Source organism: Buchnera aphidicola (Meitanaphis flavogallis), from assembly GCA_039830035.1.
Lineage (GTDB): Bacteria > Pseudomonadota > Gammaproteobacteria > Enterobacterales > Enterobacteriaceae > Buchnera_B > Buchnera_B aphidicola_AZ.
The window spans coordinates 410,482-426,900 of the sequence record CP140038.1 but is presented as its reverse complement, the minus strand read 5'-3'; the positions used below and the strand labels follow the sequence as shown (position 1 = coordinate 426,900).

16 protein-coding genes are annotated in these 16,419 nt (G+C 25.2%); 4 read left to right on the top strand and 12 right to left on the bottom strand.

The window, feature by feature from the left end; translation table 11 throughout:
* Nucleotides 1–138: 138 nt before the first annotated feature.
* Nucleotides 139–2,781: an alanine--tRNA ligase gene (gene alaS / locus U0T59_01850; protein ID XBC43175.1), complete on the bottom strand. Its 2,643-nt coding sequence runs from the start codon at nt 2,779–2,781 to the stop codon at nt 139–141.
* A 291-nt stretch (nt 2,782–3,072) separates the two neighbouring features.
* On the opposite strand from alaS, the gene rluD reads away from it, so the two are divergent.
* Nucleotides 3,073–4,035, top strand: a complete 963-nt coding sequence (gene rluD / locus U0T59_01845; protein ID XBC43174.1) for a 23S rRNA pseudouridine(1911/1915/1917) synthase RluD — start codon at nt 3,073–3,075, stop codon at nt 4,033–4,035.
* Between the two features lie 168 nt (nt 4,036–4,203).
* Here the strand turns inward: rluD and aroQ are convergent, their stop codons facing one another.
* Nucleotides 4,204–4,659, bottom strand: a complete 456-nt coding sequence (gene aroQ / locus U0T59_01840) for a type II 3-dehydroquinate dehydratase (protein XBC43173.1) — start codon at nt 4,657–4,659, stop codon at nt 4,204–4,206.
* A gap of 406 nt (nt 4,660–5,065) precedes the next feature.
* On the opposite strand from aroQ, the gene tldD reads away from it, so the two are divergent.
* The gene (gene tldD / locus U0T59_01835) at nt 5,066–6,523 is read left to right on the top strand and encodes a metalloprotease TldD (GenBank protein XBC43172.1); all 1,458 of its coding nucleotides are present in this window, start codon (nt 5,066–5,068) and stop codon (nt 6,521–6,523) included.
* Nucleotides 6,524–6,681: 158 nt separating this feature from the next.
* Here tldD and rplS read toward each other — a convergent pair whose 3' ends face one another.
* The 6 genes from rplS to U0T59_01805 form a co-directional block, all read right to left on the bottom strand.
* Entirely contained in the window at nt 6,682–7,035 is a 354-nt protein-coding gene (gene rplS, locus U0T59_01830) for a 50S ribosomal protein L19 (protein XBC43580.1), read from the bottom strand.
* Between the two features lie 40 nt (nt 7,036–7,075).
* Entirely contained in the window at nt 7,076–7,861 is a 786-nt protein-coding gene (trmD, locus tag U0T59_01825; protein XBC43171.1) for a tRNA (guanosine(37)-N1)-methyltransferase TrmD, read from the bottom strand.
* A gap of 174 nt (nt 7,862–8,035) precedes the next feature.
* The gene (gene rimM / locus U0T59_01820) at nt 8,036–8,317 is read right to left on the bottom strand and encodes a ribosome maturation factor RimM (protein ID XBC43579.1); all 282 of its coding nucleotides are present in this window, start codon (nt 8,315–8,317) and stop codon (nt 8,036–8,038) included.
* 87 nt (nt 8,318–8,404) lie between these two features.
* Nucleotides 8,405–8,668, bottom strand: coding sequence for a 30S ribosomal protein S16 (rpsP, locus tag U0T59_01815; protein ID XBC43170.1), 264 nt, complete (start codon nt 8,666–8,668; stop codon nt 8,405–8,407).
* Between the two features lie 70 nt (nt 8,669–8,738).
* Nucleotides 8,739–10,100 carry a signal recognition particle protein gene (ffh, locus tag U0T59_01810; protein XBC43169.1) on the bottom strand — a complete coding sequence of 454 codons (1,362 nt, stop codon included), beginning with the start codon at nt 10,098–10,100 and terminating at the stop codon, nt 8,739–8,741.
* 387 nt (nt 10,101–10,487) lie between these two features.
* Complete coding sequence (locus tag U0T59_01805) at nt 10,488–11,630, bottom strand: chorismate mutase (GenBank protein ID XBC43168.1); 1,143 nt, start codon at nt 11,628–11,630, stop codon at nt 10,488–10,490.
* A 495-nt stretch (nt 11,631–12,125) separates the two neighbouring features.
* Here U0T59_01805 and rplM point away from each other — a divergent pair, with 495 nt between their 5' ends.
* Nucleotides 12,126–12,554 carry a 50S ribosomal protein L13 gene (rplM, locus tag U0T59_01800; protein ID XBC43167.1) on the top strand — a complete coding sequence of 143 codons (429 nt, stop codon included), beginning with the start codon at nt 12,126–12,128 and terminating at the stop codon, nt 12,552–12,554.
* A gap of 15 nt (nt 12,555–12,569) precedes the next feature.
* Nucleotides 12,570–12,962: a 30S ribosomal protein S9 gene (gene rpsI / locus U0T59_01795; GenBank protein XBC43166.1), complete on the top strand. Its 393-nt coding sequence runs from the start codon at nt 12,570–12,572 to the stop codon at nt 12,960–12,962.
* A gap of 242 nt (nt 12,963–13,204) precedes the next feature.
* Here rpsI and cgtA read toward each other — a convergent pair whose 3' ends face one another.
* The 4 genes from cgtA to murA form a co-directional block, all read right to left on the bottom strand.
* Entirely contained in the window at nt 13,205–14,239 is a 1,035-nt protein-coding gene (cgtA, locus tag U0T59_01790) for an Obg family GTPase CgtA (protein XBC43165.1), read from the bottom strand.
* Between the two features lie 165 nt (nt 14,240–14,404).
* Nucleotides 14,405–14,662, bottom strand: a complete 258-nt coding sequence (gene rpmA, locus U0T59_01785; GenBank protein XBC43164.1) for a 50S ribosomal protein L27 — start codon at nt 14,660–14,662, stop codon at nt 14,405–14,407.
* Nucleotides 14,663–14,673: 11 nt separating this feature from the next.
* Nucleotides 14,674–14,988 (bottom strand): 50S ribosomal protein L21, encoded by a 315-nt coding sequence (gene rplU / locus U0T59_01780; GenBank protein XBC43163.1) that lies wholly within the window; start codon nt 14,986–14,988, stop codon nt 14,674–14,676.
* 173 nt (nt 14,989–15,161) lie between these two features.
* Entirely contained in the window at nt 15,162–16,418 is a 1,257-nt protein-coding gene (gene murA, locus U0T59_01775; protein ID XBC43162.1) for a UDP-N-acetylglucosamine 1-carboxyvinyltransferase, read from the bottom strand.
* Nucleotide 16,419 lies beyond the last annotated feature (1 nt).

Sequence of the window (16,419 nt, the reverse complement as noted above, 5' to 3'; positions counted from 1 at the left end):
TGAAAGATGCAACCAATCCGAATTTTGGCATTATGCCTAATACTAAACTAAATAAAAAATTTTATGATGTCATATACTATGATATATAATTTTAACATTTTGTATGTTTTTTAAAACATTTAATTTTAATTAAATGTTTTATAGCTTAGAGTTAATCCAATTTTTTATATTAATTAATTCTTGTTTTAAAAAAGTTAAATTTTTTATTCCTCCCTCAGCTATAGAAATTTTTCCTCCTCCTTTTCCATTTAACTTGTGTAAAAGTATATGCAATAGTTCGTTAGCAGAAATTTTTTGCGATAGACTAGGTGTAATTCCTACAATAATTGTTGCATGGTCATTAACAATATTTGCTAATATAATGATAGTCGATGTTAACTTATTTTTGATTTTATCTATTATATTTCTTAATGTTGTAGGTTTTTGGTTTTTAAATGTATGTATGATAACTTTTATAGATTTTATTAAGATAAAATTTTTACTAAGTTTATCAACTATTTCGTATATTTCTTTTTCATGTATTTTACTTATTTTTTTTTCTAGTTTTTTGTTATTTAATAATAGAGCTTGAATATTATTTTTAATATTTTTGTTTTGAGTTTTAAGTATAATTGCAATATTTTCTATTTCTATTTCTTGTTTATGAATATTGGATAAAGCCATTTGACCAGTTTTTGCTTCTATTCTTCTAATTCCAGATGATATACCTTTTTCAGTAGTAATTTTGAATAAACCTATGTTTCCTGTTCTTTTGGTGTGAGTACCTGCGCATAATTCAATTGAAAAATCGTTAATCGAAAGAACACGTACTATTTCAGTATATTTATCTTGAAATAGAGCTATAATATTTTTTTTTCGTGCTTCGTTTAACGTCATGATATCTGTTTTAATCGATATATTGTGACTAATTTTCATATTGACCATATTTTCAATTTTTTGTATATCATTCAAATATATCGGAGAATGATGAGAGAAATCAAATCGTAAAAATTGATCTGTGATGTAAGAGCCTTTTTGAAAAATATGATTTCCCAATATCATGCGTAATGAAGAATGTAGCAAATGAGTAGCAGAATGATTCATTTGAATTAATGCTCTTCTAGCATAATTAATTTTAGCGATGACTATACTGTGAATATCTAAATGTCCTGATGTTAACTTACCAATGTGTCCAATAGCATTTCCGTATTTTTTGGTGTTATAAACTATAAAGTTTCCGTGTATATTTTTAATTGTTCCGGTATCACCAATTTGTCCTCCTAATTCTGCATAAAAAGGAGTGTTTTCTAATATCAATATGGCTGTATCATTTTCTGATATAGTTGTACAATATGAATTATTGCAAATAATACCTATTATATATGATTGTGTTTCTGTAGTATTATAGCCTATAAAATTAGATGACAAAGTATTATTTATTGGAGTATTGATAATGTTGATGTTTTTGATTTTGCAAAATTGTTTTTCGTTTATTTTTTTTCGTTGATTCTTTTGGTATTTTTTAAACTCTACAAGATTTACGAAAATATTTTTTTCACGACAAATTTCCATGGTTAGGTCTACAGGAAAACCAAAGGTATCATATAGTTCAAAAATTAATTTTTCACTAATAGTATTGTCTTTGATCTTTTTAATTTCTGTTTCAAGTAATCTTAATCCTTTTTCTAGAGTGCAGATAAATTTGTTTTCTTCTAATTTCAATATAGTCTCGATGTGTTGTTGTTTCTTTTTTAAAATATAAGCGTTTTCTCCCATGGAGTGTATTAAAGTAGGAATTAGTTTATATAAAAATAGTCCTTTGATTCCAATATGATGTCCATGTCTTATAGCTCGTCTAATAATTCTTCTAAGAACATAACCGTGTTTTTCATTAGAAGGAGTAATGTTTTCTGATATAATAAAAGCGCTAGACCGAATATGATCTGCAATAACATACATGTGTTTGTTATCAAAATTAGAACTTTTGCTCATTTTTCTAATTAAGTTTAACAATGGTTGGAACACGTCAATTTCATAATTAGAAATTACATTTTGCATGATTGCTGAAATACGTTCTAATCCCATGCCTGTATCAACTGAAGGTTTGGACAATTTAATAATTTTTGCATCATTTATCTTATTAAATTGCATAAATACAATATTCCAAATTTCAACAAATCGTTCTCCGTTGTTGGTATTGTATCCAGGTGGTTTTCCAGATAATTGTTTTCCTTTGTCATAAAAAATTTCTGTAGATGGACCACACGGACCTGTATTTCCCATTTGCCAAAAGTTATCGGAAGTATATTTGTTATATTTTTTGTTCCCTATTTTAACAATTTTTTGTTCTTTTATGTTAATAATATTTTTCCATATGTTATAAGATTCTAAATCATCTTTATATACAGTAATCCATAATTTTTCTGAAGATATATTTAACCATTTTTTTGATGTAAGAAATTCCCATGCATACATAATAGCTTCTTTTTTAAAGTAATCTCCAAAGCTAAAATTACCTAACATTTCAAAAAATGTATGGTGTTTAGATGTATATCCTACGTTGTCAAAATCGTTATGTTTTCCTCCTGTTCTGAGGCAATTTTGAACTGTAACTACCCGAGTATATTTAAAGTCGTGATCTTTTTGTAAAAATATATCTTTGAATTGGTTCATTCCAGCATTAGTAAATAATAAGGAAGAATCATTTAAGGGAACTAGGCTACTTCCTGGAATAATAGTATGTTGTTTTTCTTGAAAGAAGTGTAAAAACATTTGTCTTATTTCATTGGTTGTTTTTTTCATTTTTTTAGTAAAAATTGTTGGATGTTATAACTCATATGTGATTAAAAAAATTCATTTATATTTTTTATAGATATTTTTATGAGAATTATTTTTTGTTTTATTTAAAATATAAGAGATAAGTTTTAAAATGGTACTAAAGTAGTAGGATAATTTATTATATAATAATAAATTTTTTAAGTAATAATATTGCTGTTATTGATATAGAAAATGGTTGTAAGATTTATTTTAATTAAAATTAGAAAATGATTTTGCTATACTATGTATTTATAATTTCTTTTTTTATAATATTATATGATCAATACTAAAAATGTTACTGTTATTATTCCTAATGCTATTCCATCGAAAATGCGATTGGATAAAGCTTTATTTCAATTATTTAGTGGTGAATGTTCTCGTACTTGTGTAAAAAAATGGATTTTAAACTGTCAAGTTCATGTCAATGGTTTTGTTTTTAATAAGCCTAATACAAAAGTAATATGTGGAGATAAAATTACTGTTAATAATATTGCTTCTGTAAAAAATATTAATAATTCTCAAAATATTCCTTTGAATATTGTTTATGAAGATAAGGATATTTTAGTGATTGATAAACAAGTTGATTTAGTTGTTCATCCTGGATCTGGTCATAAAGATGGAACTTTATTAAATGCATTACTATATAAAGATAACGATTTTTCCAATATTCCTAGATCTGGAATTGTCCATAGATTAGATAAAAATACTACTGGATTAATGGTGATTGCAAAAAATGTCAAATCTTACGATAATTTAGTTAATTCAATGAAGTCTCGAAAAATAATTCGAAAATATGAAGCTATAGTACATGGTCGGGTTATTTCTGGAGGAACAATTTGTCAACCTATTAAACGACATCCGTTAAAACGTACTGTCATGACTACTAGTATTACGGGGAAAAAGGCTATTACTCATTATAGAGTTATAAAACGTTTTTCTTGTCATACTTATTTAGCTATTACATTAGAAACAGGGCGAACTCATCAAATTCGAGTACATATGTTAAATATTAATCATCCGTTAATAGGGGATCGTGTGTATGGTAATAAATATAAAATTTGCAAAAATATTACTTTTTCTTTACGTAATATAGTTCGATTGTTTCCTAGACAAGCATTACATGCTAGCAAACTTAGTTTAGAACATCCTATAAAAAAAGTACGCATGGAATGGAACAGTAATTTTCCTCAAGATATTTTAACTTTATTAAATCAATTAAATGCAAGTGAAGATAGATGAGTGTGATCACAATTTTAAATGTTTTAATTTACACTGATGTAGAATTATTATTTTTTAGCTTAAATGTAATTGAATTATATTATAGTATTTTATATTATATTATTAGTTTTTTATATTAGAAATTTATAATTAATGGTAAAATTTTAGATAATTATTTAAATATAAATTTTATTTTTTTGTTTGTTTTATTCTTTTGATAGCAGTTTTTAAAGCCCAAAAATATCCATCTAATCCAAATCCGCAGATAACTCCAGATGAAATATCGGACAACCATGAATGTGATCGAAAATTTTCGCGTGAGTAAATATTGGAAATATGTACTTCTATAAAAGGTATATTAATACCCATTAATGCATCACGTAATGCTATGCTAGTATGCGTAAAAGCACCTGCATTAATTATAATATAATCTATTTTTTTATTAGAATCGTGAATGCTTTTAATTAATTTACTTTCTGAATTAGATTGTACATGATGTATATTGGTGTTAAGTAGTTTGCCTTTTTCATCTAGTTGTTTTATTAATTGAGTTAATGTAGTGCTTCCATAAATATGTGGTTCTCTTTCTCCTAATAGGTTGAGATTAGGACCATTTATTATCAAGATATTGTAAAAAAATTTCATATGATTTTTTAATAGATAACGTAAAATGTTTAATTTACAAGTATTATACATCATTATGTATACATTCAATGTGTTTATCATAAAAAATTTAGTATTTATTAAATAAACATTGTATATAAATATAAATAATAGCGTATAAATATATAGATACAATGAAACGGGAATATATTTTAAAATCATTTTTATTGAAATAATGAAAATTTTTATAAAGTATTAATTTAAAAAATTATTATTTTTATTGGTTATTTTTCTATATTGTAAGTTTAATATAAAAGATTAGTATTAATTTTATTATGTTTTTATATATATATTAATTGATGTAATACTTTATTCAAAATATAATAATGATGTATATGTAAATATTTAATTTGATAGTATTATTTATATTTAAAATAAGTGAGTTATAATGGTTCTTAATTCAGTTACCGAGCGTTTATTAACTGCAAACAAAATTACTTATCACAACATTTTTGAGATGTTAGATGATGTCTCAAAGAATACAATAGATTATTCTGATTTTTATTTTCAATCTAATAGTAATGAATCATGGATGTTAGAAGATAATATTGTTAGGGAGGGTACTTTTAATCTTAATCAAGGTGTAGGAGTAAGAGTTATATCAGGAGAAAGTACTGGTTTTTCTTATTCCGACAGCATTACATTGAATACATTGAGAAAAAGTGTATATTTATCTAGTAGTATTTTAGAAAAAACTCGTTCTATTCGTATAAAACCTTTTTTAGTAGTTAAAAATACATCTTTGTATACTTCAGATAATCTATTAACTAATTTTGATTCTAAAGAAAAAGTAGATATTCTTTATAAGATCAATTCTATTGCTAGAAGTGTAGATCATCGCGTAATTAGTGTAAATGCTACTTTAAGTGGTGAATATGATCAGATATTAGTAGCTGCTACAGATGGTAGTTTAGCGGCTGATATTCGTCCTTTAGTTCGTATTTCAGTTTATGTAATAGTTGAACATAATGGTAAACGTGAATATGGTTTTAGTGGAGGAGGAAGTCGAGATGGATATACTTTTTTTTTAGATAACTATGTATCGGGTATGCCTTTATTGGAATATTATGCTAAAGAAGCAGTTAGGATTGCTTTAGTTAATTTATCTGCTCAAGAAGCCCCTTCAGGCATGTTTCCAGTAGTATTAGGTTCAGGATGGCCAGGAATTTTATTACATGAAGCAGTTGGGCATGGATTAGAAGGAGATTTTAATCGTCAAGGTACTTCAGTTTTTACTAATAAAATTGGACATAAAGTTGCCTCAGAATTGTGTACTATTGTAGATGATGGGACTATTAAAAATAAAAGAGGGTCTCTAACAATTGATGATGAAGGCGTTCCAAGTCAATACAATGTATTAATAGAAAATGGAATTTTGAAAAGTTATATCCAAGATAAATTTAATTCTCGATTAATGGGTGTAAATCCTACGGGTAATGGTAGAAGAGAGTCATATGCTCATTTACCTTTTCCTCGTATGACTAATACATACATGTTATCAGGAAATTCGACTCCGGATGATATTATTGACAGTATCGAATACGGAATATATGCATTAAATTTTAGCGGAGGGCAAGTAGATATTACTTCTGGAAATTTTGTATTTTCTACTTCTGAGGCATATTTAGTAAAAAAAGGGAAAATTTCTAATTCTATAAAAAATGTCATGTTAATTGGGTCAGGTAGTAATGTAATGAAAGAAATCTCTATGGTTGGAAATGATTTATTAATAGATTCAGGAGTAGGAACATGTGTAAAAAATGGACAAAGTATTCCAGTAGGTGTAGGTCAACCGACAATAAAATTAAATAATATTACGATAGGAGGAACTAAAAAAATAGTATAATCTTTATTGTTCTGTTAACTATGTAGAACTATATAAGAATTAATAAATGAATATGATTTCTTACAGAGGTTATGCAGTCAAATGATAGTTATTATGACTGCATGATAAACATCCCGCGTATTAACATAAAAAATTAATAATATACTTTTGAAAACATGTTATTTTTTTATTAATAGTTCCTTTATTTTAGCTGATTTTCCTGTTCTATTTCTTAAATAGTATAGTTTTGATTTTCTAACATCGCCATGCTTTTTTATATTTATAGTTTCAATATTAGGTGAATGAGCATGAAATACGCGTTCTACAGCATGTCCATTGGATATTTTACGTACACAAAAGGAATATTTAAAATGTCTATTTCGTTTAGCTATAACTATTCCTTCAAACGATTGTATTCTTTTTTTTGATCCTTCTACTACCCATATTTTAATTTCTATAGTATCTCCTGTTTTAAAAGTAGGAATAGTTTTTTTTATCTGTTCTTTTTCTATTATTTGAATTATATTCACAATAACACTTTCCTAATATATTTTTTATATTTTAATGGTTTTATTATGTTTTTGATTTTAACTTTTTTTCTTTAAATTGTTCTAATAAATTACGTTCTTCTTTTGTAAGTGTGATGTTATTTAATAAATCCGGTCTCTTGATCCAAGTTTGTCCTAATGATTGCTGTAGTCTCCACGTTTTTATTTTTTTGTGATTTCCAGATAATAGAATGTTAGGAACTTCTATATTATGGAAAACTTTTGGTCGAGTATAATGAGGACAATCTAATAGTCCTTTATAAAATGAATCATGTTGTTTTGATTTTATTGCGTTTAAAGAACCAGGGAGTAATCGACATATCATATCAATTAAGATCATAGCAGGTAATTCTCCACCGCTAAGAATGTAATCTCCAATAGATATTTCTTCATTTACAATTTTGCTATGTATAAGCCGTTCGTCTATTCCTTTGTATCTACCACATAATAAAATTATGTGTTGCATTTTTGATAACTTTACAATTGTTTCTTGATTTATTTTGTATCCTTTTGGTGATAAATAAAGTACTTTCGCATCACATTCTAATTTAGATTTTGCGTTTTCAATGGCTAATTTTAATGGTTGTGCCTGCATAAGCATACCAGGTCCTCCTCCATAAGGGCGATTATCGATATTTCGATATTTATTTTTTGTGTAATGCCTTGGATTAAAGATATCAAGTTTCATTATTCCTTTTTGAATGGCTTTTCTAGTAATTCCATAATTGATTATGGTATGAAACATGTTTGGAAAAATACTAATTATTCCTATATGTAATAGTGCTTTTTTTTCTAAAATTTTTTTATTCAAAAGTATATTCCCAATCTACTATAATTATTTTTTTAGTGATGTCAACTTTTTTAATAACTGTTTTATTAATAAAAGGTATTAACATATTTTTTTGGGTATGATTTGGTTTTGACATAATTTTATTAACAATAAGGACATCATTGGATGATGTTGTAATTAAATTTTTTACTTTTCCTAGTATTTTTTTTTTATATTAAATACAGTACAATTTATAATGTCTTTCCAATAATAATCATCATTTTTTAACGGTGGTAATATATTTTCGTTAATTATTATGTAATTATTAGTTAGTTTTTGAGCTGTAGAACGATCAATAATATTTTTTATTTTTACAATAAAGTACTTTTTTTTATCTTTCCAATTTTGAACATAAATAGTTGTCTTTGTTGCATTATTTTGAATGTTCCAAGGATGATAATTGAAAATATTTTGTTTTTTTTCTGTAAACGAAAATATACGAATCCATCCTAATATACCATGAGGAATTCCAAATTTAGCAATAATTAAATGTTTAGAATGTTTTTTTTTAATTTTTATAATAGACTATACCTTTTTATTTTTTATTTTAGAAAATTTTTTAATTAAGTGCTTGACTCTACTAGACATTAAAGCTCCATTTTTTATCCAATATTTTATTCTAGTATAATTTATATAAATATCATTACTAGAATTTTTTGATGGTATTGGATTAAAAAATCCTACTTTTTCAATAAATCTTCCATTTCTAGGATATCGACTGTCAGCAATAATAACTTGATAAAATGGGCGTTTTTTAACCCCTACTCTTGATAAACGAATTTTTACCATAACTTACCTTTTAGTAATTGTACTCTTTTTTTAAATAGTATAACTTAAAAAATTATTTTATAAAAATAGTTTATGATTTTAAAGACGTATTGTTCATTATACTACTTATTCCTCTCATTATTTTGTTTATTCCACCTTTTTTGATCATTTGTATTATTTTTTTTATGTTATTAAATTGTCTTAATAGTAAATTTATTTCTTGTATTGATAATCCTGATCCTTTTGCAATTCTACGTTTTCTTGATCCTTTGATAAGTTCTGGTTGTTTTTTTTCTTTTGGAGTCATAGAATATATTATAGTTTCCATTTGTAACAATAGCTTTTCATTTATATTATTGTGAATGGAACTAAATATTTTTGTTTTTTTGGGTAATTTTCCTAATATTGTAGTGATGTTTCCAAGTTTTTTAATTTGTTGTATTTGTATTAATAAGTCGTTATAATCAAATTTTTCTCGACTTTTTATTGTATACGTTAATTTTTTAATGTTTTTTTTATTAATTTTTTTTTCAATGTTTTCTATAATAGATAAAACATCACCCATTCCGAGAATGCGGTTTACAACTCTATTAGAATGAAATGCTTCGAATTCATGTAATTTTTCTCCAGTACTCATGAATTTAATTGGTTTTTTTGTAATATATTTCATGGAGAGTATAATACCTGCTCTGGCATCGCTATCTGTTTTAGTTATAATAAATCCGGTAATAGGTATATTATTACTAAATTTATGAGCAATATTTACTGCATCTTGACCTATCATAGCATCAATAACTAGCAGATTTTCTGTAGGTTTTGTTTCTTTATATATATTTGAAATTTCATTCATCATATAATTGTCAATGTGTAATCTCCCAGCGGTATCAATTAATAATACATCATACAATTTTAATTTAGCAAATTTTAATGCTTCTTTAGCAATTATTATTGGATTTTGATTGGTATTTGAAGGATAGAAATCAATTTTTGCTTTTTGTGATAATAATTCTAATTGTTTAATTGCTGCAGGTCTATATATGTCTGTAGAAACTATCAAAATTTTTTTCTTATGGGCATTTTTTATCATTTTTCCTAACTTTGTTATACTTGTTGTTTTTCCTTGTCCTTGTAGTCCAATTACCATTATTACTGTTGGAACTTGTGTGGATAAATTTAAATCACTGTTTCCTTCTCCTAATATTGTTGTTAATTTTTCTTTGACTATTTTTATTAGTTCTTGTCCAGGAGTAAAACTTTTATTAATGTTACTACCAATAGCACTTTTTGATACAGAATCTATAAAATTTCGTACTACTGATAATGCAACATCTGCTTCTAGTAAAGTTTTTCTGACCTCTCTTAAGGTTTCTTTTATATTATTTTCAGTTAATCTTCCTCTGTTAGAAAGTTTATTAAAAATTTTTAAAAATTTATCAGTTAAATTGTTAAACATAACTTTTGCTCTATAGTTAATTAGGAATTATTTTTAGTAAGTTTTTTGGAAGAATTAGATGTATTGTGGCATTTTAAATATATATTTGAAATTCAATTGTGTAATTAGATTGCGTATATTGTATTTTTAATATTAATTATAAATTGATATAATATCATTATTTATAACACGAGTTGAATATAGAATAGTATAAACAACATGTTTTCGGTTTTTTAATTTCATAATAACGTATTTATTTTGTTTAAATTTTATAAATCAATTTTTGTACATCAATTTTATAAGTATTGTTTAGAATATCTTTTAAAATAATCGAAAGTATAATGCTCTATTTTTCCTATGTGGATTAAATAGAGCTGTATTAAAATATTATGATAACTTATAGTTAAATTATAAAGGATATTTATCTATTGGATAACATCCTAATGTTTTAACTGAAGTAACTTTTTTTAATTCGTAAAGAGTTTTTTTCATTTGATCAGTATTAACATTATTTTTAATATCAATAAATATTATTATGTCTGATGATGTTTTAGAAAGAGTATGAGATTTTAGTTGTCGAATTTTTAAATTGTATTTTTTGAGTATTTGAATAATTTCTTCAATTAGGTGATTATTGTTTTTTATTGATATCATAATTGTTGTTATAGATGGTATATTTATTGGTACATCTTTGTTTTTTTTTCTTAGTATTATAAATCGAGTTGCATTATTTTTTAAGTTAGAAATATTTCTAGATATTACCTTTAATTGATATTTTTTTTTACATTTTTCATTTCCTAATGCAGCAGATCTGAAATTTGTATCATTAGATATTTTTTTCATTGCGTCAGTTGTACTATTGGTATATTTTAATTTCCAATTAGGAAAATGTTTAATAAATTTATTGCATTGCATAAATGGTTGTTTATGACTATAAATTGTTTGAATGTTAATTAATTGAGTTTCTTTTTGAGATAACAAACAGTGATTAATAGGAATATTAATTTCTCCAATTATTGATAATTGAGTATGTATTAAAATAGTATATGTTTCATAAATTGATCCAGAGGTATTATTTTCAATTGGTAATACCGCATAATCAGATTTATTTTGTTCCACATTGTCAATGATTTCTTGAAAATTATTACAATAATTTTTTTTAAAAAATTGATAATGTTTTTTAGCGTATTTTTGAGTAGCTTCATAAGAATATGATCCGAAGTCACCAAGAAAAGAAAAGCTTTTTAGTTCTTTATTTTTATAATGGTTGTTTTTTATCCAGTCATTTTGAGTTATAATTGAATTTTGAATGATAACATTAAATAAATTATAAATATATTTTTTGTCAAGGTCGTTTATTTTTCCAAACTCGATAAGATCGTTTAGTAATGATTGTTCTCTTTCTATGTCTTTTATTGGATAATTTTTTTTAGCTTTGATTTCTGCTATTTGTATTGCTATTTTTTTTCTCTTAGCGAGCAAAGTAATTAAGTTTTTATCTAAAGTATTAATAATGTTGCGTAAAGTTAGCAAAGCACTCGTTGACTTCATATTGTACTACCTTTCTATCTGAATTTAATGTATAATTTTAAAAAATTATTTTTGTGTTTTTTTTGTTGAAGTTTATAGTAACATTCTATTTTAAAATCAAGTTTTTATTTAAAAATAATAGTATTTTAAATTTAATTATATGAGCATGAGTAAATTTAAGTTTTTATCGTGCAATATTGCCTGATAAGTATTATAAATTCAAGATAGAGAAATATATTCACATAACGTTTTTATTATGTTTAAGAATTTTAGATGTTAATTTTATAATTTTTATTTGTAATATTTAAAAATTTTAAGTATCTTTTTGAAAGTATTAATTTCATGTTAAATAAGTATTTTATACATAAATTATTTATAAAAAATCGTATTAAATCATTTTTTTATTATAAAAGTTTTGGTTAATATTTAGTATTATTAAATTTCTATTAATTAAGATAGTATTTATATTATAAATTTTTTATAATAAAGAATTTAATTTTATATGGATAATATAATATGAAAAGTTTTTCTGCTAAAAAGCACGAAATTAAGCGATTATGGTATTGCATTGATGCTGAAGGATGTGTTTTAGGAAGGTTAGCTTCTGCTATTGCGCTTCGATTGCGTGGAAAACATAAAGTAGAATATACTCCTCATGTAGATGTTGGTGATTATTTGATTGTTATTAATGCTAGTAAAATAAAAGTAACAGGTAAAAAATATACTGATAAAATTTATTATCATCATACTGGATATATAGGAGGAATTAAAAAGATGACATTTAAGGAAATGATATCTCGTTTTCCTACTAGAGTTATTGAAACTGCAGTAAAAGGTATGCTTCCAAAAGGACCTCTTGGTCGAGACATGTTTAAAAAACTTAAAGTATATTCTACGAAGGATCATAGTCATATAGCACAAAATCCAACAATGTTAGTTATTTAATTGAGAATATAAATAATGAATACAGTATATAATTATGGAACTGGTCGTAGGAAAAGTTCTTCTGCTCGAGTTTTTCTAAAATCTGGAAAAGGAGAGATTACAGTTAATAATCGTTCATTAGAAAAATATTTTGGGTGCAAAACTACTTTGATGATAATAAAGCAACCTTTGGAATTAGTAAATATGCTAAATAAATGTGATTTGTATATTACTGTTAAAGGCGGTGGAATTTCAGGACAAGCTGGTGCTATTCGTCACGGAATTACTCGTGCATTAATAGAGTATGATGTGTCTTTTCGAAATACGTTAAGGCAATCAGGTTTTGTAACTCGCGATTCTCGTCAAGTAGAAAGAAAAAAAGTAGGTTTAAGAAAAGCAAGGAAACGACCTCAGTTTTCTAAACGTTAATTTTATAAAGTTTATTTTTAAACTTTAGATTCAGTGCCCGGAATAAACCGGGTAAATTTTTATTTGACGAGATAACATTGAGTTATAAAATAAAATTTTTATATTTTTAGATATGTTAATAGTTATATTTATATTTAGTTTTAAAATGTTAATGATTAACACAACCATTAACGATTTTTTATCTTAAAATATTTTATGTAAAAGTGTTATGCAATTTTTTTATTATTTGTTTTTACTTTATGTTAAATGTTTTTTGGCTTGTAAATAAATTCATTTTTTGTTACGAAATTTGAAATGTCTTTGCACATTTCTTTAATTCCAATGTTATTTATGGACGAAATTAAATAATAGGGTTGCGTAAGTTTAAAATTTTTTTGAATAAAATTAATAATTTTTTTTATTTCATTTTTACTCGTTAAATCAATTTTATTGAATATTATCCATATTGGTTTTTTATATAATTTTGCACTGTAACTTTTTAGCTCTTTTAAGATAATTTGCATATTATTTAATATAAAGCGTGGGTTTTTTGTAGAAACGTCAATTATGTGTAATAATAAATTACATCGCTCTAAATGTTTTAGAAATTGAATTCCTAGTCCATATCCTTTTGAAGCTCCTTTAATTAATCCTGGTATATCAGCAATAACAAAATTTTTAGAATCTTTAGTTTTTACTGTTCCTAATATTGGTGTTAATGTCGTAAAAGGATAATTTGCTATTTTAGTTTTTGCTGCTGATAAAATACTAACTAAAGTAGATTTTCCAGAATTTGGCAATCCTAGTGTACCTACGTCAGCTAATAATATTAGTTCTAGTTTGATTTCTCTTGTTTCTCCTTTTGTTCCTAAAGTTCGCTTTTTAGGAGTTCTATTAATTGAAGATTTAAATCTTGTATTACCTAATCCATGCCATCCGCCTTTAGCTATTAAAGTTAATTGTTTATTGTTTGTAATATCATCTATTATTTCATTAGTATTATTGTCAATAATTCTTGTTCCCATGGGTACTTGAATAATAGTATCTTTTCCTTTTTTTCCTGATTTTTTTTTGTTATTTCCGTTTTTTCCGTCTTGAGCTTTAAAATTTTTTTTAAATCTAAAATCAATTAAAGTATTTAAATTTCTATTAGCTTGCAACCAAATGTTGCCTCCATTACCTCCATCACCTCCGTCAGGCCCTCCTTTGGGGATATATTTTTCTCGTCTAAAACTCACGCATCCATTTCCTCCATTTCCAGCAGTTATATAAATTATTGCTTGATCTAGAAATTTCATTTTTTTTAATGTCCTTTGAATTATTTTTTAGAGATATATATTATTTGTTTATAAATTTTTTTATCTTTTATTTTGCGAATTGGTATGAAGTTTCATTTTGTACATAAATAAAAATCTCCTTATATACGAAGATTTTTATTTATGTACAAAATGAAAATATTAATGTTATTGTGCAATGATATTTACATATGTTTTATTTTTTAATCCTTTTTTTGTAAATTTTATTTTTCCTTTAGTAGTAGCAAACAATGTATGATCTTTTCCGCATCCTACGTTTGCACCTGCATGAAATTTTGTACCTTTTTGACGAACAATAATACTTCCTGAAGGTACTAATTCTCCTCCAAAACGTTTTATTCCTAGTCTTTTGGAATGTGAGTCTCTTCCGTTTCTGGTTGATCCCCCTGCTTTTTTATGAGCCATTTATTAATTCCCTAATGTTTGTAAATATTTGTAATTAAAATTTCAGTGAAATGTTGACGATGACCTTGACTTTTTTTATGATGTTTTCTACGATTAAATTTAATTATATTAATTTTTTTGTTACGTCCATGTTTTATAACATTAGCTGATATAAAACTATCTAATAATAGAGGTTTTCCTATTATTACTTCATTTTTATCTGAAATCATTAAAATTTTTTCAAATTTTATATTATCTCCAATTGATTGGTTTAATTTTTCTACTTTAATTACTTGTCCTTTTGTAACTTTATATTGTTTTCCGCCATTTATAAAAATTGCGTACATAATTTTGTTCCATATTATAGTAAGTGTTACAATTATTTTTTAATTTTTTTTTTTTAGTTGAACTTTTTATGTTATTAAAAATATTTATCTAATAATACGTTCATGGTTTTAGTAGTTGTATAATAGAACGTGATAATTAAATAAGTTTTGAAATTTGCATTAAATAGATTTATTTATTTATTGTTAATTTTAGCTCCTATGGTTTTAAGTTTTTTATAAAAATTTTCATATCCTCTGGTAACGAAATTAGAATTTGTGATAATTGTTTTTCCATAAGCAATACATCCAGCTAATATTAAACTAGCCGATCCTCTTAAGTCTAATGCATTTATCTTAGCTGAATTTAATTTCTTAACTCCATAACAAAAAACTGAATTTTTTTTTATTATTGCTATTGCTCCCATTTTTTTTAATTCAGGTATGTGTATAAAGCGATTTTCAAATATTGTTTCAGTAACTGTGCTTGTTCCATTTGATATTAAATTTAATAGTGTAAATTGCGCTTGTAGATCAGTTGGGAATCCTGGATATGGAGAGGTTATAATATCAGTTGCTGTAGGACAAATATTATTCATACTGAGACTGATCCAATCATTTCCCATTGCTATTTTTGCTCCTGTTTGGGTTAATTTTTGTAGTAAAGATGTTAACATTTTGGGTTGAGTATTATAGCAAATAATATGCCCATTAGATATTGCCGCTGCTATTAAAAAAGTGCCCGTTTCAATTCTATCTGGTATAATTTTATATACACTTCCATGTAGTTTATTTACTCCTTGGATAATAATTTTTTTACTTCCAGCTCCAAAAATTTTGGCTCCTAAACTGTTAAGAAAATTAGCAACATCAACAATCTCAGGTTCTTGCGCAGCGTTGGATATTGTAGTAATTCCTATAGCTATGGTAGCTGTACTCATGATAGTAATAGTTGCTCCTACACTTTTTTTAGATAATATAATGTTAGTTCCTTTTAACTTTTTCATTATTGATCCGATAATGTGATTATCATGTATAGTGATACTAGCTCCTAATCGAGTCAATCCAAAGATATGTAGATCAATTTTTCTACTTCCTATTTTACATCCTCCTGGAAAAGATATTTTTGCATAACCAAATCTTGCCAATAAAGGTCCTAACATCCAAATTGAAGCACGTGTTTTGTTTGTCATGTCATTGGGTATGGTACAGTTTTTAATGTCACTAGAATCTATATATATTGTTTTTTTAACTTCTATTTTGACTTTTAGTTTAGTTAATATTTTTATTATATTTTTAGTGTCTTGAAGCATCGGAACATTATGTAATTCTATCGGTTCTTTAGACAATATTGATGTTATCATTATAGGTAAAGCAGAATTTTTTGAACCGGATATTTTTATATCTCCAGAAAGGTTAGTAGGTCCGGTTATATAACACTTTTCATTTTTCACG

Bases quoted from the DNA above. Each gene is read 5' to 3' on its own strand.
- alaS (XBC43175.1), bottom strand. From the start codon at position 2,781: ATGAAAAAAACAACCAATGAAATAAGACAAATGTTTTTACACTTCTTT.
- rluD (XBC43174.1), top strand. From the start codon at position 3,073: ATGATCAATACTAAAAATGTTACTGTTATTATTCCTAATGCTATTCCA.
- aroQ (XBC43173.1), bottom strand. From the start codon at position 4,659: ATGAAATTTTTTTACAATATCTTGATAATAAATGGTCCTAATCTCAAC.
- tldD (XBC43172.1), top strand. From the start codon at position 5,066: ATGGTTCTTAATTCAGTTACCGAGCGTTTATTAACTGCAAACAAAATT.
- rpsP (XBC43170.1), bottom strand. From the start codon at position 8,668: ATGGTAAAAATTCGTTTATCAAGAGTAGGGGTTAAAAAACGCCCATTT.
- ffh (XBC43169.1), bottom strand. From the start codon at position 10,100: ATGTTTAACAATTTAACTGATAAATTTTTAAAAATTTTTAATAAACTT.
- U0T59_01805 (XBC43168.1), bottom strand. From the start codon at position 11,630: ATGAAGTCAACGAGTGCTTTGCTAACTTTACGCAACATTATTAATACT.
- rplM (XBC43167.1), top strand. From the start codon at position 12,126: ATGAAAAGTTTTTCTGCTAAAAAGCACGAAATTAAGCGATTATGGTAT.
- rpsI (XBC43166.1), top strand. From the start codon at position 12,570: ATGAATACAGTATATAATTATGGAACTGGTCGTAGGAAAAGTTCTTCT.
- cgtA (XBC43165.1), bottom strand. From the start codon at position 14,239: ATGAAATTTCTAGATCAAGCAATAATTTATATAACTGCTGGAAATGGA.
- rpmA (XBC43164.1), bottom strand. From the start codon at position 14,662: ATGGCTCATAAAAAAGCAGGGGGATCAACCAGAAACGGAAGAGACTCA.
- rplU (XBC43163.1), bottom strand. From the start codon at position 14,988: ATGTACGCAATTTTTATAAATGGCGGAAAACAATATAAAGTTACAAAA.